Source organism: Cupriavidus sp. GW823-FHT07A04 (assembly GCF_058794615.1).
The window spans coordinates 19,975-42,526 of record NZ_JBXAHA010000024.1; the positions used below are offsets into that span (position 1 = coordinate 19,975).

Consider the following 22,552-nt stretch of genomic DNA (forward strand, 5'->3'; position numbering starts at 1 on the left):
CTGCCCAACACAACTGTCAGCGTGGCGTCAGCGTGGCGCCAGCGATCTTCCGCTATAAATTCCTTGCCAATGATTCATGGCCCGCAATGGCCTACCCGAAATGCAATTGCCGCCCCTCTCCACCCGCTCGCGACGCGCGGCTCTGGCCAGTTCTGCCCTCGCACTGATCCTGCTCGGCACACTGGGCCTGCTCCAGCGCAGCCAGTCGAGCCATTCGCCCGCCCCCGCAGCGCCGCCCCCGCCCGTTCCGGTACTGCTTTCACGCGTGGAGGCGCGGGATGTGCCACGCCAAGCGGAAAGCGTCGGCACAGTGCGTTCGTTGCGCGACGTCGTGGTGCGGGCGCAGATCGATGGCCATCTCACACGCCTTTATGTGGTTGAAGGCCAGCAGGTCACGAAGGGAGAATTGCTAGCGTCCCTGGACGACCGCCCCGTCCAGGCGGCACTCAACCAGGTCCGCGCCACGCTGGAGCTGACCCTGGCTCAACTGCGGATAGCCGAACTGGATCTGAAGCGCTACAAGACCTTGATAGGCGAGAACGCGATCCCGCGCCAGACACTCGACCGGCAAGTAGCCTTGGTGGAACAGCTACGCGCGACCGCGCAAGGCAACCGCGCCGCGATCGCCGCCGAGGAAGTGCGGCTGTCTTATACGCGGATACGCTCGCCCATTTCTGGGCGGGTCGGTCTGCGCAATGTCGACGAAGGCAATCTGGTCCGTATGAATGACACCGAGGGGCTGTTTACAGTGACGCAGATCGCACCGATAACGGTGGAGTTCGCCATGCCGCAGTCGGCGCTGCCAGTATTACAGAGCCTGATTCGCGCCGGCACGCCAGCCGCTGTGCAAGCGATATCTCGCGAGGCTGGAACGTCCGTGGCGCAGGGACGACTGCTGGTGATCGACAGCCGCGTGGGTACAAGCAATGGCGCGGTACGTGTCAAGGCGGAGTTCGATAACAGTGCTGGTCAGCTCTGGCCCGGCCAGTTTGTCACTGTGCGTCTACAGACAGGGCTGCTGCACGACGCGCTGGTTTCCACGCCTGCGGTGCTCCGCTATGGCGAGCAGGACAAACCGTATGTGTTCCGCCTGAAGCCGGACAGCACAGTGGAAATCATACCGGTCAACGTCCTCTACCAGGACAGGCAGCAAGTCGTGATCGATGGCGTGACCGCCGGCGACCAGCTGATATCCGACGGACAGTCGCGCCTGCGCCCTGGCGTACGCGTGACCGTTCCGCCTGCCACCACGAAGGCGAGAATCTGACGTGACAGAACGAGCCCCCCTCTATCGCTGGTTCGTCGATCACCCGATCGGCACCGTCCTGCTCGCCATGGCGTTGGTCCTGCTGGGCGTAGTCAGCTACTTCCAGTTGCCCGTCGCACCGCTTCCTGAGGCCGAAGTGCCAACCATCCAGGTCAACGCGCTACTGCCTGGAGCAAGTCCCGACACCATAGCGTCGTCAGTCGCCACACCGCTTGAGGTCCAGTTTAGTGCGATCCCGGGCATTGCGGAGATGACGTCAACCAGCGCATTGGGCTCAGCTAGCATCGTCCTCCAGTTCACGCTGGATACACGGCTCGACAGCGCCGTGCAGGAGGTACAGGCGGCGATCAACCGGGCCAGCAGCAGGTTGCCGCCTGACATGCCGTCCATGCCGACCTGGCGCAAGGTCAACCCAGCCGACAGCCCAGTCGCGATCATTGGCGTGCATTCCGATTCGCTCTCGCTGACCGAGGTCAGCGACTATGCAGAGCGTGTTCTGGTGCGCGAGATCGGCCAATTGCCCGGCGTGGGCCTGATCACTACCACCGGCCTGCGCAGACCGGCCATTCGCGTGCAGGCGTCGCCCGTGGCGCTCGCGGGCGTGGGCCTGACGCTGGCGGACATCCGCACCGCCATTCGCGCCGCCAGCCGCAATGCGCCGAAAGGCGCGCTATATGGCGACACGCGCGTGAGCACGCTCGACACCAACGGCCAGTTGCTCGAGCCAGGCGCCTACGGCGACCTCGTGGTTGCCTGGCGGGGGGGCAGCCCGGTATTCCTGAAGGATGTGGCACAGGTCGCGCTGGGCCCAGAGGATGCCTATGTGAACGCATTTCCTAACGGCCGGCCAGGTGTCGCCCTGTCGATCATGCGCCAGCCCGGCGCCAACATCGTCGGGACATATGACCGCATCGCACGCGCGCTTCCTGCCCTGCGCGAAGCGCTGCCCGCAGCCATTCAGGTAGAGATCACCAACGACCGCACCCGCACGATTCGCGCCTCCCTGCACGAGGTCGAGTTGACGCTAGTGATAACCATCGCGTTGGTGATCGGCGTGATGGCGCTGTTCCTACGCCAGTGGTCTGCCACACTGGTCGTCGCGGCGGTGCTAGTAGTGTCCCTGGCTGCCACCTTCGCGGCCATGTACCTGATGGGTTTCAGCCTGAACAACCTGACGCTCGTCGCTGTGGTGGTGGCGGTTGGCTTCATCGTCGATGACGCCATCGTCGTGATCGAGAACATTCATCGCTATCAGGAAACCGGGCTGAGCATGCGACAAGCTGCGCTGCGCGGCGTGGAAGAGGTCGGTTCGACCGTTTTATCAATCGGCCTGTCGCTGGTGGCCGTGTTCATCCCGCTCCTGTTCATGTCTGGCGTGGTCGGCAGGCTGTTCCGCGAGTTCGCGCTGACCTCTGCCGTGGCCATCCTGATCTCCGTGGTCATTTCTCTGACGCTGGCGCCATCGCTCGCTGCCGTGGCCATGCGCCGGGGTGCGCATGGCGTTGATCTCAAGCAATCCCGGCTGTCCGCATGGCTCGTGCAGCGATACGCCGCTGGACTGCGCTGGTGCCTGCGCCGACAGGGCCTTATGCTATGCGTGTTCGGCATCACCGTATGCCTCAGTGCAGCCGGCTTCGTGCTGATGCCAAAGGGCTTCTTTCCTCTGCAGGATACAGCCTTTATCGTAGGCACCTCCCAGGCGGCCGCCGATGTCCCATACACGGCCATGCTCGAGAAGCACCGGGCGCTGACTGACATCATCCGCGCCGATCCTGCCGTGCTCACGATCACCCAGTCAGTTGGTATGACCGGTGGCAGTCAGACACTGGCCAACGGGCGCTTCTGGATAGTGCTCAAGGACCGCTCTGAGCGCGACGTTTCAGCCAGTGCCCTAATCGACCGGCTGCGCCCCAAGCTGGCGGCAATACCCGGCATCCAGCTTTATCTGCGCGCGGCGCAGGACATCAACATCGGCGCGGGCCAGCCGCGCGCCCAATATCAATATGTGCTGAAGGCGAACGACACGGGTAATCTGTACACTTGGTCGCAGCGCCTGGCCGCTGAACTACAAAAGGAGCCGCTCTACCGTGACTTGTCCAGCGATCTGCAGCTCGGCGCCAACGTCATTCGCCTGCAAATTGACCGCGCAGCTGCCGCCCGTCTGGGTCTCACCGCAGGCGATGTAGACGACGCGCTATATAACGCCTTCGGCCAGCGCCAGATCAATGAATTCCAGACCGATACCAACCAGTACAAGGTGGTGCTGGAAGTGGACGGCGACGGTCGAGGCAATATCGAGACGCTTCAATCGCTCCGGCTGCGCTCGCCGATTTCCGGCGACATGGTGCCGCTCTCGGCCATCGTCACCATCGCCGCGCCAGGTGCCGGGCCGGTTTCGATCCTGCACCACGGCTTGTTGCCCGCCGTCAACATATCGTTCAACCTGGCTGCGCGCGCGCCGCTCGGCGACGCCGTGGCGCGGATCGATGAGATACGCCGACGCATCGGCATGCCCGCCTCCATCCAAGGCACATTCCTCGGCTCGGCCCAGGCGTTCCAGGAGGCGCTGGCTGGTCAGCCGAGCCTGATCCTGGCTGCGCTGCTCGCTGTATACATCATCCTCGGTGTGCTGTACGAGAGCCTGGTCCATCCGCTCACCATCCTGTCCACGTTGCCGTCGGCCGCCATTGGCGCTCTCGCCTTCCTGTGGCTCGGCGGCTTTGACTTCTCGATCATGGCGCTGATCGGCGTAATCCTGCTGATCGGCATCGTCAAGAAGAACGGCATCCTATTAATCGATTTCGCGCTCGAAGCGCGGCGCGCGCGCGACATCAGTCCTGGACAGGCCATCTATGAGGCCGCGCTCACGCGCTTCCGTCCTATCATGATGACCACGCTGGCAGCTCTGCTAGGCGCCGTACCGCTAATGCTCGGCTTCGGTACCGGCGCGGAGCTACGGCAGCCCCTCGGCGTGGCCGTGGTCGGCGGCTTGCTGTTGAGCCAGATGCTCACGCTCTTCACCACTCCAGTGGTCTACCTGGGACTTGACAGGCTCTCGCGCTACCGCAGGAGACCCGTGCAATTGCAGCAGCCGGCGGCTGCCACGGAATAGGGCGACGCCATGCAGACCCGACGACCCCGCCGAACTGCGGCAGTTCCCACCGCACGTCCGAACCCTGAAATGATCCCGAGACTGTCCGCGCTGCTGACCGGCTTCCTTATAACCGGCTGCACGCTTGCGCCCCCCTATGAACGCCCTGCATCGCCAGTGGCCCCCGCCTACCCTGATGCGCCTGAAGGCTTTGCCAAGCCAGCCCCGGCCACATCGCGCAGCGCCAGCGACATCGGCTGGCGCGAATTCTTCCGCGACCTGCGCTTACAAGGCGTGATTGCCGCCGCGCTGGAGAACAATCGCGATCTGCGCGTGGCCGCGCTCCGGATCGACGAAGCGCGCGCCCTCTATCGCGTGCAGCGCGCCGACTTGCTGCCGCGGCTCGATGCGACGGCGGGTTTCACGCGCCAGCGGACATCCACCGCGCAATCGCTCAATAGTCAAGGCGAGATCCGACAGTCCTACCAAGCCGGTGGTGCTGTCACCGCTTACGAACTGGATTTCTTCGGCCGCGTGCGAAGCCTATCCGATGCGGCACTCGCACAGTACCTCTCCACCGAAGAAGCACGTCGCGCCGCGCAGCTTTCTCTTGTGGCGGAAGTAGCCAAGGCCTATCTCGCGGAGCGCTCGTACGCCGAGCAGTATGCCATCGCACGCTCCACGCTCGACGCGCGCAACCGCGCCTATGCGCTCACCCGGCAGCGATACGACGCCGGCATGGCTGCGGCGCTGGACCTGCAGGATAACGAATCCCTGGTCGCCCAGGCCCGTGTGGCCGTGGCCGAGCTGGGCCGCCTTCGCGCGCAGGCGCAGAATGCGCTGGAAGTGCTGATCGGAACCCCGTTGGCCGCACTGGGAGGGCTACCCGCGCCGCTCGCGCTGTCGGAAAGCAGCGTGATCGCCGACATTCCGGCCGGATTGCCATCGGACCTGCTGGTTCGGCGACCCGACATCCGCCAGGCCGAACAACAGTTGCAGTCCGCCAATGCCGTTATAGGGGCGGCGCGCGCGGCATTTTTCCCGCGCATCACGCTGACCACGACGGCGGGCAGCATCAGCCCTACCCTCGCCAGCCTCTTCGGGTCCGACACCGCTACCTGGTCATTCGCGCCGCAACTCGTGCTGCCGGTCTTCGATTTAGGCCGCAACCGTGCGAATCTCAATCTGGCCGAGGTTCGCCTGCGCATTCAGGCCACCAACTATGAGCGCACCATCCAAGTGGCGTTCCGCGAAGTGGCCGATGCGCTATCGGCGCTCGCCACCTTGCAGGAGACGGTGGCGGGCCAGGTGCAGGTGCGTGACGCCGAGGCTGCGCGGTACCGGCTTGTCAGCCAGCGATGGCGCAATGGCGTGGGCGGTCAAATGGAATCGCTGGATGCGCAGCGCCAGCTCCTTGCCGCGGAGCAGGCGCTAATACAGGCGCGCCAGCTTCGCCTAGCCAATGCCATCGACCTGTATCGCGCCCTAGGAGGAGGGCTCAGGGAGAGTGGTCCGGTGGCAAGTGCGACACTGCCATGACACCGGCTTCCGGGCCGGTACTGCACGATCCTGCCAACGCGCACCCGTTACCGCGCGGACTGGTATGCAGGGAAGGCGACCTCGCCTTGCAGGACAATGCTTGCGACAACTGACAGACGGGGTTGCCATCGCGTTCGCATCGCCAAGCTGCATGGGTCGCGTGTCTCCACTGCTGCCGCCGCGCGCACATCAGGGCCCGTTTGATAATTCGCCGTAGACCTGTACACAGGTTCGGATATGGAACAGGATAGCCGATCCGTGAAAGCGCCATTGACGAAAGAGTGCGACCCGGAAGCGGGAAAGATGCTGGTCTAGCGCAGGTGGCATATTGCCGCGGGCAGGAATGGCCGGCTGCTAATGGTGAACCTGACTCCTGCGGACATCGCCGACAGGTCGGGGGCGTTGGCGATTCTGAAGGCCCTCGAACATACTGCCTTGAATTCTCATACCGAAGGTGTTTATGCCTTCGCTACTGCTAGCGAAAACGGTGCCACCATGCATGCGTGCTATGGCCTTCACGATCGCCAGGCCGAGGCCGTGGCTGTCCGAGCCTCGCGCTCGTGATGAATCAATGCGATAGAAACGGTCGAACAAACGATTCAGGTGTTCCGATGCAATTTGGGCGCCAACATTTGACACCGCAACTTCAGCGCCTTCGTGGCACACCCGCATTGTTACGCGCACATTCGAACTAGGGGACGAGTACTGTATGGCATTGTGCAGCAAGTTGGTTATCGCTCGCCGGAACAACGCCCGGTCCACAAGTGTTTCTGCGTCTCCCTCTGTTTGGACCGTCAGAGCCTTCTCGTCGATCAATGGCGTCAGAAATTCAACCGTTTTCTTCACCTCGTCGGAGAGCCGGGTCTGCCTCAATGTTTGTGCAGCCTCTCCCTGGTCGGCTCGGGCCAAAAATAGCATGTCATTGACGATGGCTCCGAGACGTTCGAGCTCCTCGAGATTTGACTGCAATACATCCCGCAGATCTGCCGCGCTGCGTTCGCGAGTGAGCATCACCTGCGTGGCTCCAAGCATATTTCCTATCGGCGTTCGCAGTTCATGCGCTACGTCGGCGCTGAAGCCTTCTAGCTGCGCATAGGCAGATTCAAGCCGGTCTAGCGCGCCGTTGAACGATGATACCAAAGGGGTCAGCTCACTAACTGCCGGAACAAGGTGCAAACGTTGAGCCCGATTGCTCGGGCTGAGTGACTGCGCGCAAGCGGATAGTTGCGCTACCGGATGCAGTCCAACGCGTGCCACCCAGTAGCCGAGTCCGCTGACGAGTACGATGCCACACAAGCAGATTATGGTCAGTCCGACTGCGAAAGCACGCATCGTTTCCGCGATCTGCGTTGTGCTTACTCCTACAACCAGATGGATCTCCGGATGGTCCGCCAGAGGTTTTAGCATTTTCCCTAGGGTTCTCAGCGGGTGCTGCGGATCATCGAGCACCAATTGCTTGATGCGGCTGTCCCCTGGCGGATGAAGCGCGGACGGAAAGTTCTTTCCGTAATTCAGGGAGGGATCCATACAGGAGATCCAGAAGCGAGTGTTTCCGTCCGTGGTGGTCAACATGGTCAATGCGTCGCGTAACTCACCCCACCGCTCGACCGACGGCACCTTCTCCACGAGGTTCTGGACCACCTCCAGTTTCGCGCGCAGGTCGTTGTCCAATTGCTGATCGAGCGTATGACGGAGTCCTTGATATAGTGCGATGCCTGAAAGCGCGAACACTAAAAGGCCGACCAGCCCGAATAGTAACGAGAGCCGGAATGCAATCGAGCGTATCATTGCGTCACATCATTGATCCGGGACTCTAGAACGTAGCCCATACCACGAATGGTGTGTAGCAGCTTGTTATCATACGGCCCATCGATCTTGTCCCGCAGCCGCTTGATCGCAACTTCGACCACGTTGGTGTTGCTGTCGAAGTTCATATCCCACACGAGTTCCGCCAGCTCCGTCTTTGACAGTATTTTTCCCTTACGCCTCGCCAGCGTGGTCAACAGATTGAACTCCTTGGCGGTCAGCTCCAGCCTCACATTGCCGCGATAAGCCTTGCGTGCCAACATATCCACGTGGAGGTCGGCAATTTGAAGATGCACCATTTCCTGCGGCTTTCCGCGTCGGATCAACACATGCAATCGTGCCTGCAGTTCCAGGAATGAGAAGGGTTTGATTAAGTAGTCATCAGCGCCCGCCTGCAGACCTTTCACGCGGTCTTCGATCCTGTCACGGGCGGTCAGCATGATCACAGGTGTCTGTCGGCTGGCCCTGAGCGCTTCCAGTACGGCAAATCCATCGATACCGGGCAGCATGACATCAAGCACAATCGCGTCGTAGTCGTTCTGTACAGCCAGATGTCTCCCATCGATGCCATTGCTTGCCACATCGACCACACATCCGCTCTCGGTCAAACCTATGCGCAAGTAGTCTGCTGTCTTGGCCTCGTCTTCGACGATCAGAATTTTCATTTGATGTCCCTTGAGCAGGAAACCCAGTTCCGGACGTCATTTTTAACCGAAATCATATGCATGCTGAATGACAATTCCGTAAGGCTGGCGACAGCGTGGCGTTGAGTCCAGTGATCTATGGTTCTCGATACACCGCACCATTTCTGCTCACGTAGCGATTCCACTGGAGTTCCTCATGTCGAAGATCGCCGCCCTGGCTTTCGCATTTCCCCTTCGGCTATATCTCCTCTTCCCGGTTTGGGCTGATCCACTCAATCCCCCAGGAGGAGCTGCTTCCAGCGAATCGGCTGACCGCTTCGTCCGCCTGGATGCCAACCCTCCCTGTATCATTGTCGCACTCGGCGAAACCGTCACTCTGGTCAGCAGCGAGCAGTCATTCACCTGGCTTTTTGACACCTCCGGGGTAGATGGTTTCCCTCTGTCGCGGATCGCAGGTGCCGGATTCGCTGGAGGGGCCGTCAAAGAACGCCAGCCGGGAGTTGGCCCGGACAGCAGCATGAACCGAGCATCAATAGCAGGTGCGCGACCGTACTGCAATCGCTCGTTGGAAGACTGCACGGGCTGCGTACACAACGCCGTCATTGCGCTTCGCTTGCGTTGATTGCCAAGTGGGGACGCCTCGCCATCAGCAACAGCATCAGCGCGGAGATTACAGCCGGCACAGCCACAGCGAGGAATAGGTCGGCATTAGACCAGTTCAGCCGGATCAGTTCGCCTCCGACCACCGGCCCCACAATGGAGCCAACTCGTCCCACTCCCAGGCTCCAGCCCACGCCAGTGGAGCGCAACGAGGTCGGATAGTAAGTGGCAGCCAGGGCATTTACCGCAGGCTGACCGCCAATGATGCAGATCCCAGTGATGCCGACAACGAGAAACAGCAATGCCGGCGGTAGACCGGACTGACCGATAGTTGCAATTGTGACCGCTGCCAACAGGAAGGCCGGCACGAGTACTTTGAAGAAGCCGATGCGGTCAATCGCCGGCCCCATCGCTAGCGTTCCGACCACCCCACCTATCTGCAGCGTCGTGCCTACCAGCACCGCCGTCGAAGTCGGGAGCCCGGCGCTCTTGACGATCGTGGGTAGCCAGTTGGAGAGAAAGTATAGATTGAGCAGGTTCATGAAATTGACTGCCCAAAGGAGCAAGGTCGTCCTGGCGCGGCCGCCGCGAAACAGCTCCAGCACGGGTACGCCACCCTGGCGAGCGTCGTGCACGACCAAGCGCGTATCCGGCGTGACCGCCAGGGACGGGTCGATGCGGCGCAGGCACGCCGCTACCCGATCGAGCCGCACGCTGCGCACCACCAAGAACTGCATGGACTCAGGCATCTGCAGAAACATCAAGATCGCAAGCACCATCGGCACCATGCCACCCACGATGAAAACGGACTGCCAGCCCCAGGCCGGAATGAGCACGGCCGAGATCAGACCACCCAGCACCGCACCGACAGTGAAACCGCAAGACACCAGCATCATCAGCGTCACGCGCTTGCGCTTGGGGCTGAACTCGCTCGCCAGCGCCATGGCGTTGGGCATGATGGCGCCCAGGCCCACGCCCGTAGCAAACCTCAGCCCCAGCAGTTGCGTAATGGTGGTCGCCTGAGAAGTGGCGAGCATGCACAGCGCAAAGGCAAGCGTAGCCCAGATCAAGACCGGGCGGCGCCCCACCTTGTCGGCAACGACACTGAAGGCCAGCGAACCCAGAAGCATGCCCAGCAAGCCGGCGCCGAATACCGGGCCGAGCGCAGCCTTGTCCACACCCCAGACCTGGATGATGGCGGGCGCGACGAAGCCCATGGATTGCACGTCGAACCCATCGATGATGACTGTCAGGCCAGTCAGCACCAGGATCCAGATCTGGAAGGTGCTGAGGCGGCTTGTGTCCACGACCGCTGAAACGTCTATAGTGGGCTGCGGTTTAAACATCGCAGGTGCCTCCTGTTGGGGCATTGTTGGATATTGATGGCAACCCGGCTCAGATCCTGACCGAAGGTTCGCCACGGACTCTCGACTTTGCCTAGTCGGCAGCCCGGCTGAGGCGTGGGATTGCATCGGTGCATGCGAGCATCAGCAATGCGCCGAACAGGGCGCTATTCTTGAGGAAATGATTCAGCTGGTTACTGTAGTTGGCAGAGTCAGCGAGCCAGAAGCTATGGAAGGTAAGCGTGGCCGGAACCACAAACAGCGCCAGTACCGCAGCGGCCAACCGCGTTTTCCAACCTAGCGCCAATGCCAGCCCTACACCAACTTCGACGATGATGACAAGGACGGTGACGCACTGCACGAATGGCAGCCCTAAGGTTGTGAGCATTGCCGAAACGCTGGCAAAATGTCCGATTTTCAACAAGCCAGATACGACAAACAGCGCGCCCAGCAGTGCGCGCCCTACGATTACGCCCAAGTGCAGTCTCGGTGACGCAGGAAAAAATTGGATTCTGTTCATCCCTAGACTCCATATAGTTACGATCCTGATGACTTCATACTCTACGAGTAGTCCCTACTAACAAGAAGTCATCTGGCGGCATTTCATTTGTGCCACGGCGGCACAAATTCTTGAACATGCAGCATTGCGAGTCGGCCATATCACGTTGGCCAAGCTCCGCGCGGCAAGGGATGATGCCGCGATACTTCCTTTCGGGGACACACGTCATGAAAGATCTGGGCACAAGCAGACTGAATACAGTGGAACTGTTCTGCGCCGCGGCGAAAGCGCAGAGTTTCACCGCGGCAGCGGCCTCCCTGGGGACCACACCGTCCGCGATTAGTAAGGCTGTGCGGCGCTTGGAGAACAGGTTGGGGCTCAAGCTGTTTCAGCGCACAACCCGCGCCATCCGCCTGACGGACGACGGACTTGCTTACTACAAGACCTGCCACCAGGCGCTGGAAAGCATCCAAGAGGTAGAGCAGGCGCTTACCTGCCATAGCAGGCCTCGCGGAGTGCTGCGCATAAGCCTGCCTTACAGTTACGGCATCAAGCGCGTCATCCCACTGATCCCGCGGTACGTCGAGCGCTACATGGGGCAAGTGAGGATCGAAGTCTCTCTTAGCAATTCGTTGGCTAATTTTGTGAAACAGGACTTTGATATGGCTATCCGGCTGGGGCAGATAGCAGACTCACGGCTAGTTGTGCGCCGCTTGCATGAGGCACAGTTTCGTGTCGTTGCCACGCCAGCGTACCTGCGCCAGCATGATGTCCCCCGCAGCCCCGATGATTTGCGCCAGCATAATTGCCTGGGGTTGCTTATGCCCGATAGCGGACGCGTCCTGCCTTGGACTTTTTCTGCAGAGGGGAATTCCAAAAGCGAAGTCGCCATTCGCTCGAGCATGACCTTTGATCACCCGCTGGGCACGCTGGCTGCCGTACTCAGCGATGCCGGTATCGCGCAATTGCTCGATTTCACGGTTGATGATGATCTTCGTAGTGGTCGCCTGGTCGAGGTACTGGCGGACGTACGTCCACCGTCCCAGGCAGTTTCAGCCGTCTATCCCAGCAGCCGAAATCTGTCGACAAAGGTGCGCACGTTCCTGGATTTCTTGCTTGAGGCAGTTGATGAGCGGAATCGTGGCTAGGGATCTCACCACCCTCGTGAGGGCTGAGGCACGTTGCCTTGAACTGATAGTACATCGCGCCGAGCCGGAAGTCTTCCGGATGGCATCCCCACAATGGGGAAGACGTGTGGCGACAGCAATTGCCGCAAGGTCGCCTAGGGGCCGGGTGATTTGGAGGGTCGTCCTGGACGCTACCGGTCGGAAGTGGCGACTTTGGCCGATGAGCGAACGATCTATTCACCGGGCAGATTAGCACCGCACCAGCGGCTCGCGATCGGTCCTCGTGGTCACTGCGGCTAGCGCCGGCGCGATCGCCAACACGCCCAGGAACCAGCGCCTCAGCCCCGAAACGTGCCGTGGTCGACGCGGCCTTACCACTCTCCCCGACGGTGATTCGATACCCAGCGATACATGCCCATGATGTTCATGGTCCGCATCGTGTCGAAAGCGATCCACCGTTTTACCTCCTCGGTGAAACGGACGTTTCGATAGAGTTGATCCCAAATCCGAGGCAACAATGCCCGGCGGCCCTTGCCGCGGAGGCGCATCCAAAGCCGCCAGTTTCCTAGCCGTTCTCCCGCGCTCCGTTGTTCTCCAGCGCAGGGCGCACATCGACATATCCTTGACCTGGGCGCAAGAATCATTTGCCCGCGGCGGGGTTTTTTCGGAACCCGGGTTCTCCCGATAATCGCCACATCTTGCCGGCAACGCGGCCGGAGCAACCCCAAGGGTCTTCATGCTGGCCGGCTCCTCGTGGCGGCTTTCAGCCCAACCCTTCCTACGTGCGAGAGAACCATGCTTTTCACTCCCTACCGCCTCGGCAACATCGAGATGCCCAACCGCATCGTCATGCCTCCTATGACCCGCTCGCGGGCTGGCGTCGGCGACATCGCCACCGACCTCATGGCCGAGTACTACAGCCAGCGCGCTAGCGCAGGCTTGATCATTTCCGAAGGCACGCAGATCAGCAGGCAAGGCCAGGGCTATGCCTGGACCCCCGGCATCTACAGCACGGAGCAGGTGCGCGGCTGGCGCAAGGTCACCGACACGGTGCATGCCGCCGGCGGCAGAATGTTCGCGCAGCTCTGGCATGTGGGCCGGGTTTCGCACACGTCACTGCAGCCGGACAATGCCGCGCCGGTTTCGTCATCGGCGCTGGTCGCGGATGGCGTCAAGGTATTCGTCGATCCGGAGGGACGCGGCCCGCAAGCCGGCGTCGGCGAGATGATCCAGCATTCCACGCCGCGCGCGCTTGCTGTCGACGAAATCCGGGGCATCATCGCGGACTATGCCAGCGCCGCGCGAAACGCGCTGGAGGCTGGCTTCGACGGCGTTGAACTACATGGCGCCAATGGTTACCTGATCAACCAGTTTATCGATTCGCAAGCCAATGCCCGTGATGACGAATATGGCGGTTCGCTGTCCAATCGGCTGCGCTTCCTCAAGGAAGTGGCCCAGGCCGTGACCGACGTGGTTGGAAAGGAACGCATCGGTGTGCGGCTGGCGCCGTTGACCACCCTGCAAGGCGCGGTCGACGACACGCCGGAAGCCACCTACCTTGCCGCTGCGCATGCGCTCGGGCAGATCGGTGTTGGCTATATTCATATCGCCGAGGCGGACTGGGAAGATGCCCCGGTGATGCCGGCGGCGTTCAAGGAAGCGTTGCGCGCCATCTATCCGGGCACGCTGATCTATTCCGGCAACTACACCCTGGCGCGTGCCGAGCAAGCGCTGACCAATGGCTGGGCGGACCTGATCGGCTTCGGCCGCGCGTTTGTTGCCAACCCGGATCTGCTCTACCGCCTGCAGCACAAGCTGCCGCTCAGTGTGGGCGACCGCTCCAAGTATTTCGGGGGTGCTGCTGCCGGCTATACAGACTACCCCCGCTACACCGCCGCCTCGCTCGAAACCAAGGCCGCCGCATAGACCGGCACACAAGGAATCGCCATGCCATCCGCATTGGAAAAACTGACCGCCGGCGGCTTCAGCGTCGGCGTCGAATTGCCGCTGGACAATGACTGGTCGCCTGCCGGCGACCTTGCGCGCCGCCAGGCCGGCCGCCTGCCCGGAGAGCCGGACCTGGCCCGGCACGGCGAGTTGGCCAGGTTGGCAGATCAACTCGGTTTTCGCGCACTGTGGGTGCGGGACGTACCGCTCTATGACCCGCAGTTCGGGGACGCCGCGCAGGTCTTCGAAACCTTCAGCTACCTGGGCTACCTGGCGGGCGTGACCGAGCGCATCCTGCTCGGCACGGCCGCGGTGGTGCTGCCGCTGCGCGAACCGGTGCTGACACTGAAATCCTCCGCCACAGTAAATCATCTCAGCAACGGCAGGGTACTGCTCGGGGTGGCCAGCGGCGATCGCCCCATCGAATACCCGGTCTTCGGCCGCGACTTCGAACACCGCGGCGAGGCCTTCCGCAACCAGGTAGCACTGTTGCGCGACGTGGGCGCGGCCGAGTTGCCCGCTGGCGTCAAGGTATTGCCGCGCCTTCATAAGCCATTGCCCCTGTTGGTAGCAGGACTGGCCCAGCAGACCCCCTCTTGGGTAGGTGAGCATATGGACGGGTGGCTTGCCTATCCCGGCACGCCGGAAGACCACACGCGCCGCAGCGTGCTCTGGCGCAGCGTGGCCGGCGCGAAGCCTTACATCAGCTTTATCCATCTTGACTTGCTGGACCATGCGAACGCGCCGCTGCAACGCCAGCGCTTTGGCGCGGCAGTTGGCCGCAACGGCCTGATTGCCGAGCTCCATGCCATGCGCGAAGCCGGCGCCGGACATATCGGCCTGCACTTCCGCCGCAGCCACCGGCCGGTGCAGGAAGTCATGGAGGAAATCGCGGCGCACGTACTGCCGCACTTTCACGACGACGCGCGCATCGCCAATGCTCAGCCAGAAACCGCCTGAGGAACCCCAGATGCATCAACCTACCGACGATCGCCAGTCCTCCCCGCGCGAATACCTTGCCTGGACCTGGTCCGAGACAGGCGAGCCCTCGGCCTTGAAGCTGCAGCGCAAGGCGATGCAGTTGCCCGGGGCTGGCGAAGTACTGCTGGCAAACCGCATCATCGCCCTGAATCCGGTGGACTGGAAGATGATCGAATGGGGCCACGCAGCGTGGCGCCCAGGCCACGTACCCGGCGTCGACGGCCTCGGCAGCATCGCAGCGCTGGGAGACGGCGTGCGGCTGCCTGTCGGAGCCCGCTTTGCCTACCACCAGGACCTGGCGCGCGACGGCAGCTTTGCCGAATACACCTGCCTGCGCGCCGAATGCCTGTTGCCGGTGCCCGAAAACGTGAGCGACGAACTCGCCGCTAGCCTGCCCTGTCCTGGGCTGACCGCCTGGCAAGCGCTGCAAAAAGTGCCCGACGCGCCGGCGCGCGACGTGCTGGTGAGCGGCGCGGGCGGCAGCGTTGGCTTGATCCTCGTCCAGTTGGCGCTCGCGCGCGGCTGGCGGGTCTGGGCCGCTGCCTCGACGAGGCATCACGCCCGGCTCATCGCCCTTGGCGTGGCCGGCGCCTTTGACTACCGCGAGCCGGGCTGGCTCGACCGGCTACAGGCCGTGCTCGGCACGCGCAGGCTGTACGCCGCATTCGATACGGTCAGCGGCGACCATGCCCGCTCGCTGGCCGCTCGACTCGGCTACAACGGGCATCTGGTCTGCATCCAGGACCGCCAGGAGCAGGCACCACTGCCCGCCTTCACTAGTGCGATCTCGCTTCATGAGGTAGCGCTCAACAGCGCCCATGCCTTCGCAGCCGCACAGGACTGGCAAGAGTGGCGGGGCGCCGGCCTCAGGCTGTTCGAGCAGCTTCGCGGCGGCAATCTGCAGTTGCCGGAGACCACCATGTACGATTTCGCTGCGCTGCCCGCGGCACTGGCTGCCCTCAAGGCAGGGGATGCCCAAGGCAAGCAGCTGATCCGGCTCTGACCGCCGCTCCGTAGCGTCGCCGAGGCCGTGCCCACCCCCGAGGTGGGCACGGCTGCGGTGTGTTGGAGTCTCGTTGCCACCAGTAAGCCACTCGGCCTGGAACCGGCAATTGCCTTGCTGGCCAGCCGGCCGTATGGGATAGATTCCGGGATGACGTGTAGATGGGCATTGCGTATGACATATGATGTGTCCTTAAACATCCCCTATCGAGGCAAGACGTCACGAGAGAACTAGCGCGCGTGGAGAAGAGCAATCTGTCTTCACGCGTCTATGACCAGATCCGGTCCGCACTGATGAGTGGCAAGTACGTTCCGGGCGAACGATTGCGCGTGGCGGAACTGGCCCAATCGCTGGGAACGAGCAGCACGCCAGTGCGTGAGGCAATCTTCCGGCTCGTCAGCGAACAAGCCCTGACGATGACAGCGGCAATATCAATCACGGTGCCCGAACTCGATGCGGATACGGTGTCCGAGATCCAGTTGATGCGCACCCTCCTCGAAGGCGCTGCCGCGGAAGCGGCCGCACTTCGGGTGACGCCGCAGGAAATCGCCCGGCTGCGCAAGACGCATGAAGCGTTCATCAAGGCGGTGGCAACCAGCCCGCGCGAAGCAGCAAGCCAGAACCGCAAATTCCATTTCGAACTGCTGGCGGCCTCGCATCTGCCGAACCTGTTTTCGGTCGTCGAGAGCATGTGGGTACGCATGGCCCCCCTGCTACACGTCTTTCACGCCGAACTGCAAGCCAGCCGGGAAAGCCTGGACGAGCATCCGCACTACCGTGTGCTAGAAGGACTGACGAAGCACGACGCGAAGATGGCATCGGGCGCTATACGCGACGACATTCAGTGGGGCAGGACCGTTTTGCTGAATTGGATGGCCGCACGGGAAGAAGAAACTGCCTGACCGCCGTAAAACGCGACGCCTAACGGGCCTCGCGTCGAGAGCCGGGCGTCACGCGAGTACGCCCGGCATTGCCTCTTCCGCAGATGTCGAGACTCCACGGATTACCGCGTCAAGCTCCGTTTATGACTTTGGTTTCCAGGAAGTCCTCGAATCCAGGCCGGCTTATACCGACGCACCGCCATCTCGGCTGGCAGGGCTTTGACGCGGTCTGGATCGGCGTGGTGGCGCCGCGGGACTTGCCCACGCCCATTGTCAACCGGCTGAACAAGGAACTGGCCGCGGTCATGGAGTCCGCCGACATTCGCAGCAGCTACGAGCAGGTAGGTAAGGAGATCGAGCCTGGCACCCCGGAAGCGATGACTGCGGCGATCCGCCAGGAGGTCCCACGCTGGCGCGAGGTGGTCCGACAGGCCGGGATCGCTTCGAACTGAGACGACGCGGGGTGGCACAAGTGGTACGGCCCTGACTCTTGCCTGACCACGCGCCGCTCTGTGGGTATCGGGTGCGTTTCCCGCGCCGTGTGTTGCCGCAGTCCCGCATGTCGAACGGGCCAGACCACTAGCCGAACGACTAAGGCAGTCGCAATGGCTGCCTGAGCATTCACCGACTCACCCCGATCGCTTCTGGACCTGTTCTACCGCGCCGAGCCGAAAATAAAGAGCCGCAATGGCGGCAGCACTTCGGAAGCGGTCTTCGCGATGAACCAGACCCGAACGACCGGTTGAATCCTCACTCTGATAGCCGCCACTCCTGCTGCCGGAGGCTGGACGGTTCTTCGGGGTCGATTAGAGCCATCTGGCTCGACAGCGACCTAGCCTGCTAAATGTCCACGGGGCCGCTGCAGATCCCACGCAGCATCCCCGGTATTCGGTACCGAGCCAAGTAAGTAAGATCGACTGATGAGCACATCGTCCCCCATCTTTCCAACCGGCGAAATGGACAGGGTTTCGGAGCTATGAGCCACGCCCGATAGGGGATTCGGATGTATCCGTCGTTCCGAACCTCTCCGTATCGAAACCTTGGCCATCGTCCAGCATCACGCCGAGCAGCGACTCTCCGAGCTTTCTGCTGGCCCGTTGCGAGACGATCTGGCAGTGCCGGCAATGACCACGTAACCCGACCGGCGGCGCTCCGCTAAGGCTGGCCAACCCTACCGCGTCAGGGGTTTAGTTCAAGAATAGTTATCGGCATGAATGGGGGCGCAAAAGAACCCTCACCAAGGACGGGTTTCGCTCACTCAACGGAATCTTTGCTCGCTTAACTCTGAACTCCAGCTGCCATGGTGGCCCGTGCCTGGTCAAGTGGCATGGCGCGGTTGCACTTCTTGTTGGCGGCTGTCTGTACCGCAACCGAACCCCGACCTCGCGCGGTACGGTCCGAGGTGCGTGTTCATGCGGAATGCCGTCGGCTGGCCGTCCAATCGCGTGGTGCAAACACTCGCCCTTCAGTGCACTTGTCGTACGCCGGGTGTCCGCCTTTAGTGGAAATGCTGTGATGCAGCATTTCCTAGATCTAGCTACGCGAGATCGCAATTGGGACGAAATCCCATAATCGCACGAACTTTTGTAATGATCTCTACATCATTGAAACCTGTGCGATGTCTCCCTATGCTGCCTTCCATGACCACACCCCAAGACTCCTGGATCCTGCTGATTGTCAGCCTTCCCACATCGGGCGCGACTGCACGCATGCGGATTTGGCGCACCCTCAAGGCGTTAGGCGGAGCCGCCTTGCGCGACGGAGCCTATCTGCTGCCTGCCCGCGCCGAACAGGTGGAACAGTTCCGCGAGCTGGCCGACGAGACGCAGCAGCAGGACGGCCAAGCCTGGCTGTTGACGGTGCATCCCCATCAGGATGACGACGCTGCCGCATATCGCGCACTGTTCGACCGAGCGAGCGAATATGCCGAACTCCTTGCATCTGTCTCGGAAGCCCGCCAGACCCTTTCCGGACTAAGTGAGGCCGAACTCAACCGCTTGTTGCGACGGCTTGGACGCATTTTTGAAGCGATCCGCAAGGTCGACTTCTTTCCCAACGAGGCGTCCTTGCGTGCTGAAGCGCAGTGGCGAGATTTCACGGGCGCCGTTGAAACGATCCTGTCGCCGGGAGAACCGCATCCCGCTTCCGGGGCAATCGCCCGGCGCGCCCCCGCGCAGTATCAGGGACGGCTATGGGCCACCCGCCGCCATCTTTGGGTCGACCGGGTGACTTGCGCCTGGCTGATCCAGCGCTTTATTGACCCCCACGCCCGATTCCTGTGGCTCGAAAGCCCCAGCGATTGCCCCGCAGACGCGTTGGGCTTTGACTACGACGGGGCGACCTTCACCCACGTCGGCGAGAAGGTGTCCTTCGAAGTGCTGCTAGCGAGCTTTGGCCTTGACGCGAACCCTGGATTGCAGCGTCTGGCGGGAATGGTCCACGCGTTGGATGTCGGCGGCCCGACCGTCCCCGAAGCGAGCGGGTTCGAGGCGATTCTGGCCGGCGCCCGCGAGCGGCTAGCCGACGACGATGCGCTGCTGGCCGAAATCGGCTTGGTGCTGGATTCCCTGCATGCCCACTTTTTGAATAACCGGAAACGCTAGCCGTCACCGAACCCATCTCAAGGAGGATCAATGAGCAACCTGCAGCAAACCGAAATTCCGCAGGCCCCGGCGGCCGAACGGCCGAGCTATACGCTCTGGCAACTTGTGCTCTATATGTTGCGCCTGGGTACGCTGGGCTTCGGCGGCCCCGTGGCCCTCGCAGGTTACATGCACCGGGACCTGGTGGATACGCGCAAGTGGATCAACGATGCCGACTACAAGGAAGGCCTAGCGCTGGCGCAGTTGGCTCCCGGTCCACTGGCCGCGCAGCTCGCCATCTATTTCGGCTATGTGCACTATCGCCTCGTCGGAGCGACCTTGGTCGGCATTGCGTTCGTCATCCCGTCGTTCCTGATGGTGGTGGCGCTGGGTTGGGCCTACGTGCGATTTGGCGGGCTAACCTGGATGCAGTCGGTGTTCTATGGGGTCGGTGCCGCGGTCATCGGGATCATTGCCATCAGCGCCTACAAGCTCACGAACAAGAGCGTGGGCAAGGACAAGCTGCTGTGGGTGATCTACCTGGTGTTGGCAACAGTGACCGTGGTGACCGAATCCGAGATCGCCTGGCTGTTCCTGGCGGCCGGCATCGTGGTGTGGTTTTGGCGCGCGCCACCGAAGTGGCTGCGACAAGGCGGCCTCAATGCCTTCGCGGCGACGCAAATGCCCTCGGTGGGCGGGATCGTCAGCACCGTGGACTGGCCGCTGCTGACGCAAATCGGCGTGTTCTTCGCCAAGGCCGGCGCCTTCGTCTTCGGGTCCGGACTTGCCATCGTGCCGTTCCTGTACGGCGGCGTAGTGACCGAGCACCATTGGTTGAACGACAAGCAGTTCGTCGACGCAGTGGCAGTGGCCATGATCACGCCGGGCCCCGTGGTGATCACGGTCGGGTTCATCGGCTATCTGGTTGCCGGCCTGCCAGGGGCGTCCGTGGCCGCGCTGGGCACCTTCCTGCCTTGCTACCTGTTCACCGTGATCCCGGCACCCTACTTCAAGAAGTACGGGAAGCGCCCCGGCATCATCGCCTTCGTCGATGGCGTGACGGCGGCAGCTGTTGGGGCCATCACGGGCGCCGTGATCGTCCTGGCCAAACGCTCAATTATCGATCTGCCCACAGTCTTGCTTGCGCTTGTTACCGTCGCGTTGCTTTGGAAATTCAAGAAGCTGCCTGAACCAGTCATCGTCGTCGGCGCTGCACTAATCGGCCTGGTCGCCTACCCACTCCTCCACGCATGAGCCGCACGAACAAGGAATCCATCATGATTCACCGCAATGGGCAAAGCGCTAGGCGGCGGCTCGGGATGGGTGCTGCTGACCTACTCGCCGCGCGACAAGCGGCTCGTCAACCAGTGGGCGCCAGATCACGCACATACCCTCGCCGGGGCTACCCCAATCCTGGCGCTTGACATGTATGAGCATTCTTACCACATGGACTTCGGCGCCAAAGCTGCGGCTTATGTGGATGCCTTCGTGCAGAACATCCATTGGGCCCAGGCAGCCGAGCGCTTCGCCGTGGCCCAAAAATAATTCGAATACCAGATCATGCCCACAGCCATTTCTCCCCGCGAACTTGCCGAAGCTATCCAAGGTCCTGCCCCACCTCAGATTGTCGACGTCAGACGCAAGCCGGCCTTTGATGCCAGCGCGCAAATGATCGCAGGCGCCTCCTGGCGCGATCCCGACAACATTGACGGCTGGATCTCCGCGCTCGACACCGGCCGACCGGTGATCGTCTATTGCGTACACGGTCATCAAGTCAGCCAGGACAGTGCCGCCCGGCTAGAAGACACAGGCTTCCAAGCAGCGTATCTCACCGGCGGCATCGAGGAGTGGGCCGCCGGCAATCACCCCACGATCGGCAAACCGTAAGGAGTCAGCCATGAAATGGATTACCCGCGAACGTCCGAAGATTGACCGGATTGCCTGTCCTTGGCTGATCGCCCGCTTTATCGACAAGGAACCAGAATTTTTGTACGCGCCCACCGGCGACGTCGTGAAAGTCGCTGGCGAGACGGGTGCCGTTCCCTACGACATCCCCGGCGTCGAGCTATCGCATGTCGGCGAACTGTGCAGCTTCGACGCGTTCCTGGATAAGTACCATCTGAACGATCCTGCCTTGCAACAACTCGCTGGCATTGTGCGGGGCGCGGACACGTCAAAGCTGGACCTGACCCCGCAATCCGGAGGGCTCTACGCTATCTCGCTGGGTCTCTCGCAAGTATTCGTCGACGATCACGAGATGCTCCGGCACGGCATGGTGATGTATGACGCCTTGTATGCCTGGTGCCAGCATTGCCAGGCGGAAACGCATCAATGGCCGCCGAAGATGCCGGCGTAAATCGTTCCGTTACCGCATCGCCCAGGAGGTGCTCCGTGAAACCGATCCTGCTCATGGTATCGATGCTTCTGACAGCCATGCCGGCAACTGGAGAGACGCTTATGTTCAACCAGGACCAACAAGGTGCATTGCCGGCGGGATGGGTGGCGGGTGTCACCGGCCGCGGCAAGCCGAAATGGACCGTCGAGACAGACCCGACCGCGCAGGACGCCGCCAACGTGCTCAAGCAATCGGGCTCCGGAGATTTCCCCTGGTGCGTGAAGCAAGACGTCTCTATCGCCGATGGCTTCGTGGAGGCGAAGTTCAAGCCCGTTTCAGGCCGCGAAGATCAAGCTGGCGGCGTTGTCTGGCGTTGGAAGGACGGCGATAACTACTATGTCGCGCGGGCAAACGCACTGGAAAACAACGTCTCGCTGTACTACACGACGGGGGGCCGCCGACACACGATCCAGTACCGGGAAGCCCCTGTCGCCGCCCGGGTCTGGCATACGCTGCACGTGGACTTCGTGGGCAACCGCATCCAGGTGGCGCTGGACGGCAAGCGCTATATCGATGTCGCGGACGATCACATCGGCGGCGCCGGCCGGGTCGGCGTATGGACCAAGGCGGATAGCGTGACCTTGTTCGACACCGTCTCATTCGGAAACGCCAGCACGAAGTGACAACAAGGAAGAGCTATTCGGTGAGCGCAGTCACCAGCCCATTGATATTGCGCAAGTACCTGCTCCGGTCAAAGCGGCAATCGAGAAGCAAGCGCAGGGCCGTACGGTCGGCGAGATCGAGAAGCAGACAGCAAACGGCAAGATCCGCTATGAGATTACGCTCGGCACCGGCAGCGAGAATCAAACCGTTCTCATTGGCGAAGACGGCAAACAGTTCGCCGCCC

Annotated in this window: 19 protein-coding genes and 1 pseudogene; 16 read left to right on the forward strand and 4 right to left on the reverse strand. The window is 61.9% G+C overall.

Annotated elements, in window-relative coordinates; all coding sequences use genetic code 11:
* Positions 1-76 precede the first annotated feature (76 nt).
* From AC1Q7Q_RS33315 to AC1Q7Q_RS33325, 3 genes are all read left to right on the forward strand, one after another.
* A complete protein-coding gene (locus AC1Q7Q_RS33315) occupies positions 77-1,267 on the forward strand; it encodes an efflux RND transporter periplasmic adaptor subunit (RefSeq protein WP_492387262.1) in 1,191 nt (396 codons plus the stop codon).
* Between the two features lies 1 nt (position 1,268).
* Positions 1,269-4,379 carry an efflux RND transporter permease subunit gene (locus AC1Q7Q_RS33320; RefSeq protein WP_492372287.1) on the forward strand — a complete coding sequence of 1,037 codons (3,111 nt, stop codon included), beginning with the start codon at positions 1,269-1,271 and terminating at the stop codon, positions 4,377-4,379.
* A 69-nt stretch (positions 4,380-4,448) separates the two neighbouring features.
* On the forward strand, positions 4,449-5,897 hold the full coding sequence (locus AC1Q7Q_RS33325; RefSeq protein ID WP_492372288.1) for an efflux transporter outer membrane subunit: 1,449 nt from the start codon (positions 4,449-4,451) through the stop codon (positions 5,895-5,897).
* 354 nt (positions 5,898-6,251) lie between these two features.
* On the opposite strand, the gene AC1Q7Q_RS33330 is transcribed toward AC1Q7Q_RS33325, so the two are convergent.
* Positions 6,252-7,685 carry a heavy metal sensor histidine kinase gene (locus AC1Q7Q_RS33330; RefSeq protein ID WP_492372289.1) on the reverse strand — a complete coding sequence of 478 codons (1,434 nt, stop codon included), beginning with the start codon at positions 7,683-7,685 and terminating at the stop codon, positions 6,252-6,254.
* Entirely contained in the window at positions 7,682-8,368 is a 687-nt protein-coding gene (locus AC1Q7Q_RS33335; RefSeq protein ID WP_492372290.1) for a heavy metal response regulator transcription factor, read from the reverse strand. Before AC1Q7Q_RS33335 ends, AC1Q7Q_RS33330 begins: the two co-directional genes overlap by 4 nt.
* 175 nt (positions 8,369-8,543) lie before the next feature.
* Between AC1Q7Q_RS33335 and AC1Q7Q_RS33340 the strand changes: the two genes are divergently transcribed.
* Positions 8,544-8,969 carry a CzcE family metal-binding protein gene (locus AC1Q7Q_RS33340; protein WP_492372291.1) on the forward strand — a complete coding sequence of 142 codons (426 nt, stop codon included), beginning with the start codon at positions 8,544-8,546 and terminating at the stop codon, positions 8,967-8,969.
* On the opposite strand, the gene AC1Q7Q_RS33345 is transcribed toward AC1Q7Q_RS33340, so the two are convergent.
* Together AC1Q7Q_RS33345 and AC1Q7Q_RS33350 are read right to left on the reverse strand one after the other, a co-directional pair.
* Positions 8,947-10,293 carry an MFS transporter gene (locus tag AC1Q7Q_RS33345; RefSeq protein ID WP_492372292.1) on the reverse strand — a complete coding sequence of 449 codons (1,347 nt, stop codon included), beginning with the start codon at positions 10,291-10,293 and terminating at the stop codon, positions 8,947-8,949. The genes AC1Q7Q_RS33340 and AC1Q7Q_RS33345 overlap by 23 nt on opposite strands.
* Positions 10,294-10,384: 91 nt before the next feature.
* Complete coding sequence (locus AC1Q7Q_RS33350; protein WP_492372293.1) at positions 10,385-10,810, reverse strand: DoxX family protein; 426 nt, start codon at positions 10,808-10,810, stop codon at positions 10,385-10,387.
* 206 nt (positions 10,811-11,016) lie between these two features.
* On the opposite strand from AC1Q7Q_RS33350, the gene AC1Q7Q_RS33355 reads away from it, so the two are divergent.
* From AC1Q7Q_RS33355 to AC1Q7Q_RS33410, 12 genes and pseudogenes are all read left to right on the forward strand, one after another.
* Positions 11,017-11,937 carry a LysR family transcriptional regulator gene (locus AC1Q7Q_RS33355; RefSeq protein WP_492372294.1) on the forward strand — a complete coding sequence of 307 codons (921 nt, stop codon included), beginning with the start codon at positions 11,017-11,019 and terminating at the stop codon, positions 11,935-11,937.
* A gap of 774 nt (positions 11,938-12,711) precedes the next feature.
* Positions 12,712-13,842: an alkene reductase gene (locus AC1Q7Q_RS33360; protein WP_492372295.1), complete on the forward strand. Its 1,131-nt coding sequence runs from the start codon at positions 12,712-12,714 to the stop codon at positions 13,840-13,842.
* Positions 13,843-13,863: 21 nt separating this feature from the next.
* Positions 13,864-14,823 (forward strand): TIGR03571 family LLM class oxidoreductase, encoded by a 960-nt coding sequence (locus AC1Q7Q_RS33365; RefSeq protein WP_492372296.1) that lies wholly within the window; start codon positions 13,864-13,866, stop codon positions 14,821-14,823.
* 10 nt (positions 14,824-14,833) lie between these two features.
* Entirely contained in the window at positions 14,834-15,847 is a 1,014-nt protein-coding gene (locus tag AC1Q7Q_RS33370; RefSeq protein WP_492372297.1) for a zinc-binding dehydrogenase, read from the forward strand.
* Positions 15,848-16,086: 239 nt separating this feature from the next.
* On the forward strand, positions 16,087-16,749 hold the full coding sequence (locus AC1Q7Q_RS33375; RefSeq protein WP_492372298.1) for a GntR family transcriptional regulator: 663 nt from the start codon (positions 16,087-16,089) through the stop codon (positions 16,747-16,749).
* Between the two features lie 122 nt (positions 16,750-16,871).
* Positions 16,872-17,180 (forward strand): hypothetical protein, encoded by a 309-nt coding sequence (locus tag AC1Q7Q_RS33380; protein WP_492372299.1) that lies wholly within the window; start codon positions 16,872-16,874, stop codon positions 17,178-17,180.
* A 1,188-nt stretch (positions 17,181-18,368) separates the two neighbouring features.
* A complete protein-coding gene (locus AC1Q7Q_RS33385) occupies positions 18,369-19,331 on the forward strand; it encodes a chromate resistance protein ChrB domain-containing protein (protein WP_492372300.1) in 963 nt (320 codons plus the stop codon).
* A gap of 30 nt (positions 19,332-19,361) precedes the next feature.
* Positions 19,362-20,564, forward strand: a complete 1,203-nt coding sequence (locus AC1Q7Q_RS33390; RefSeq protein WP_492372301.1) for a chromate transporter — start codon at positions 19,362-19,364, stop codon at positions 20,562-20,564.
* 27 nt (positions 20,565-20,591) lie between these two features.
* A pseudogene (locus tag AC1Q7Q_RS33395) lies at positions 20,592-20,855 on the forward strand (Fe-Mn family superoxide dismutase); the annotation flags it as partial.
* A 15-nt stretch (positions 20,856-20,870) separates the two neighbouring features.
* The gene (gene chrE, locus AC1Q7Q_RS33400) at positions 20,871-21,197 is read left to right on the forward strand and encodes a rhodanese family chromate resistance protein ChrE (protein ID WP_492372302.1); all 327 of its coding nucleotides are present in this window, start codon (positions 20,871-20,873) and stop codon (positions 21,195-21,197) included.
* Between the two features lie 10 nt (positions 21,198-21,207).
* On the forward strand, positions 21,208-21,666 hold the full coding sequence (locus AC1Q7Q_RS33405; RefSeq protein WP_492372303.1) for a chromate resistance protein ChrB domain-containing protein: 459 nt from the start codon (positions 21,208-21,210) through the stop codon (positions 21,664-21,666).
* Between the two features lie 35 nt (positions 21,667-21,701).
* The gene (locus tag AC1Q7Q_RS33410) at positions 21,702-22,328 is read left to right on the forward strand and encodes a hypothetical protein (RefSeq protein WP_492372304.1); all 627 of its coding nucleotides are present in this window, start codon (positions 21,702-21,704) and stop codon (positions 22,326-22,328) included.
* The last annotated feature ends 224 nt before the right edge of the window (positions 22,329-22,552 follow it).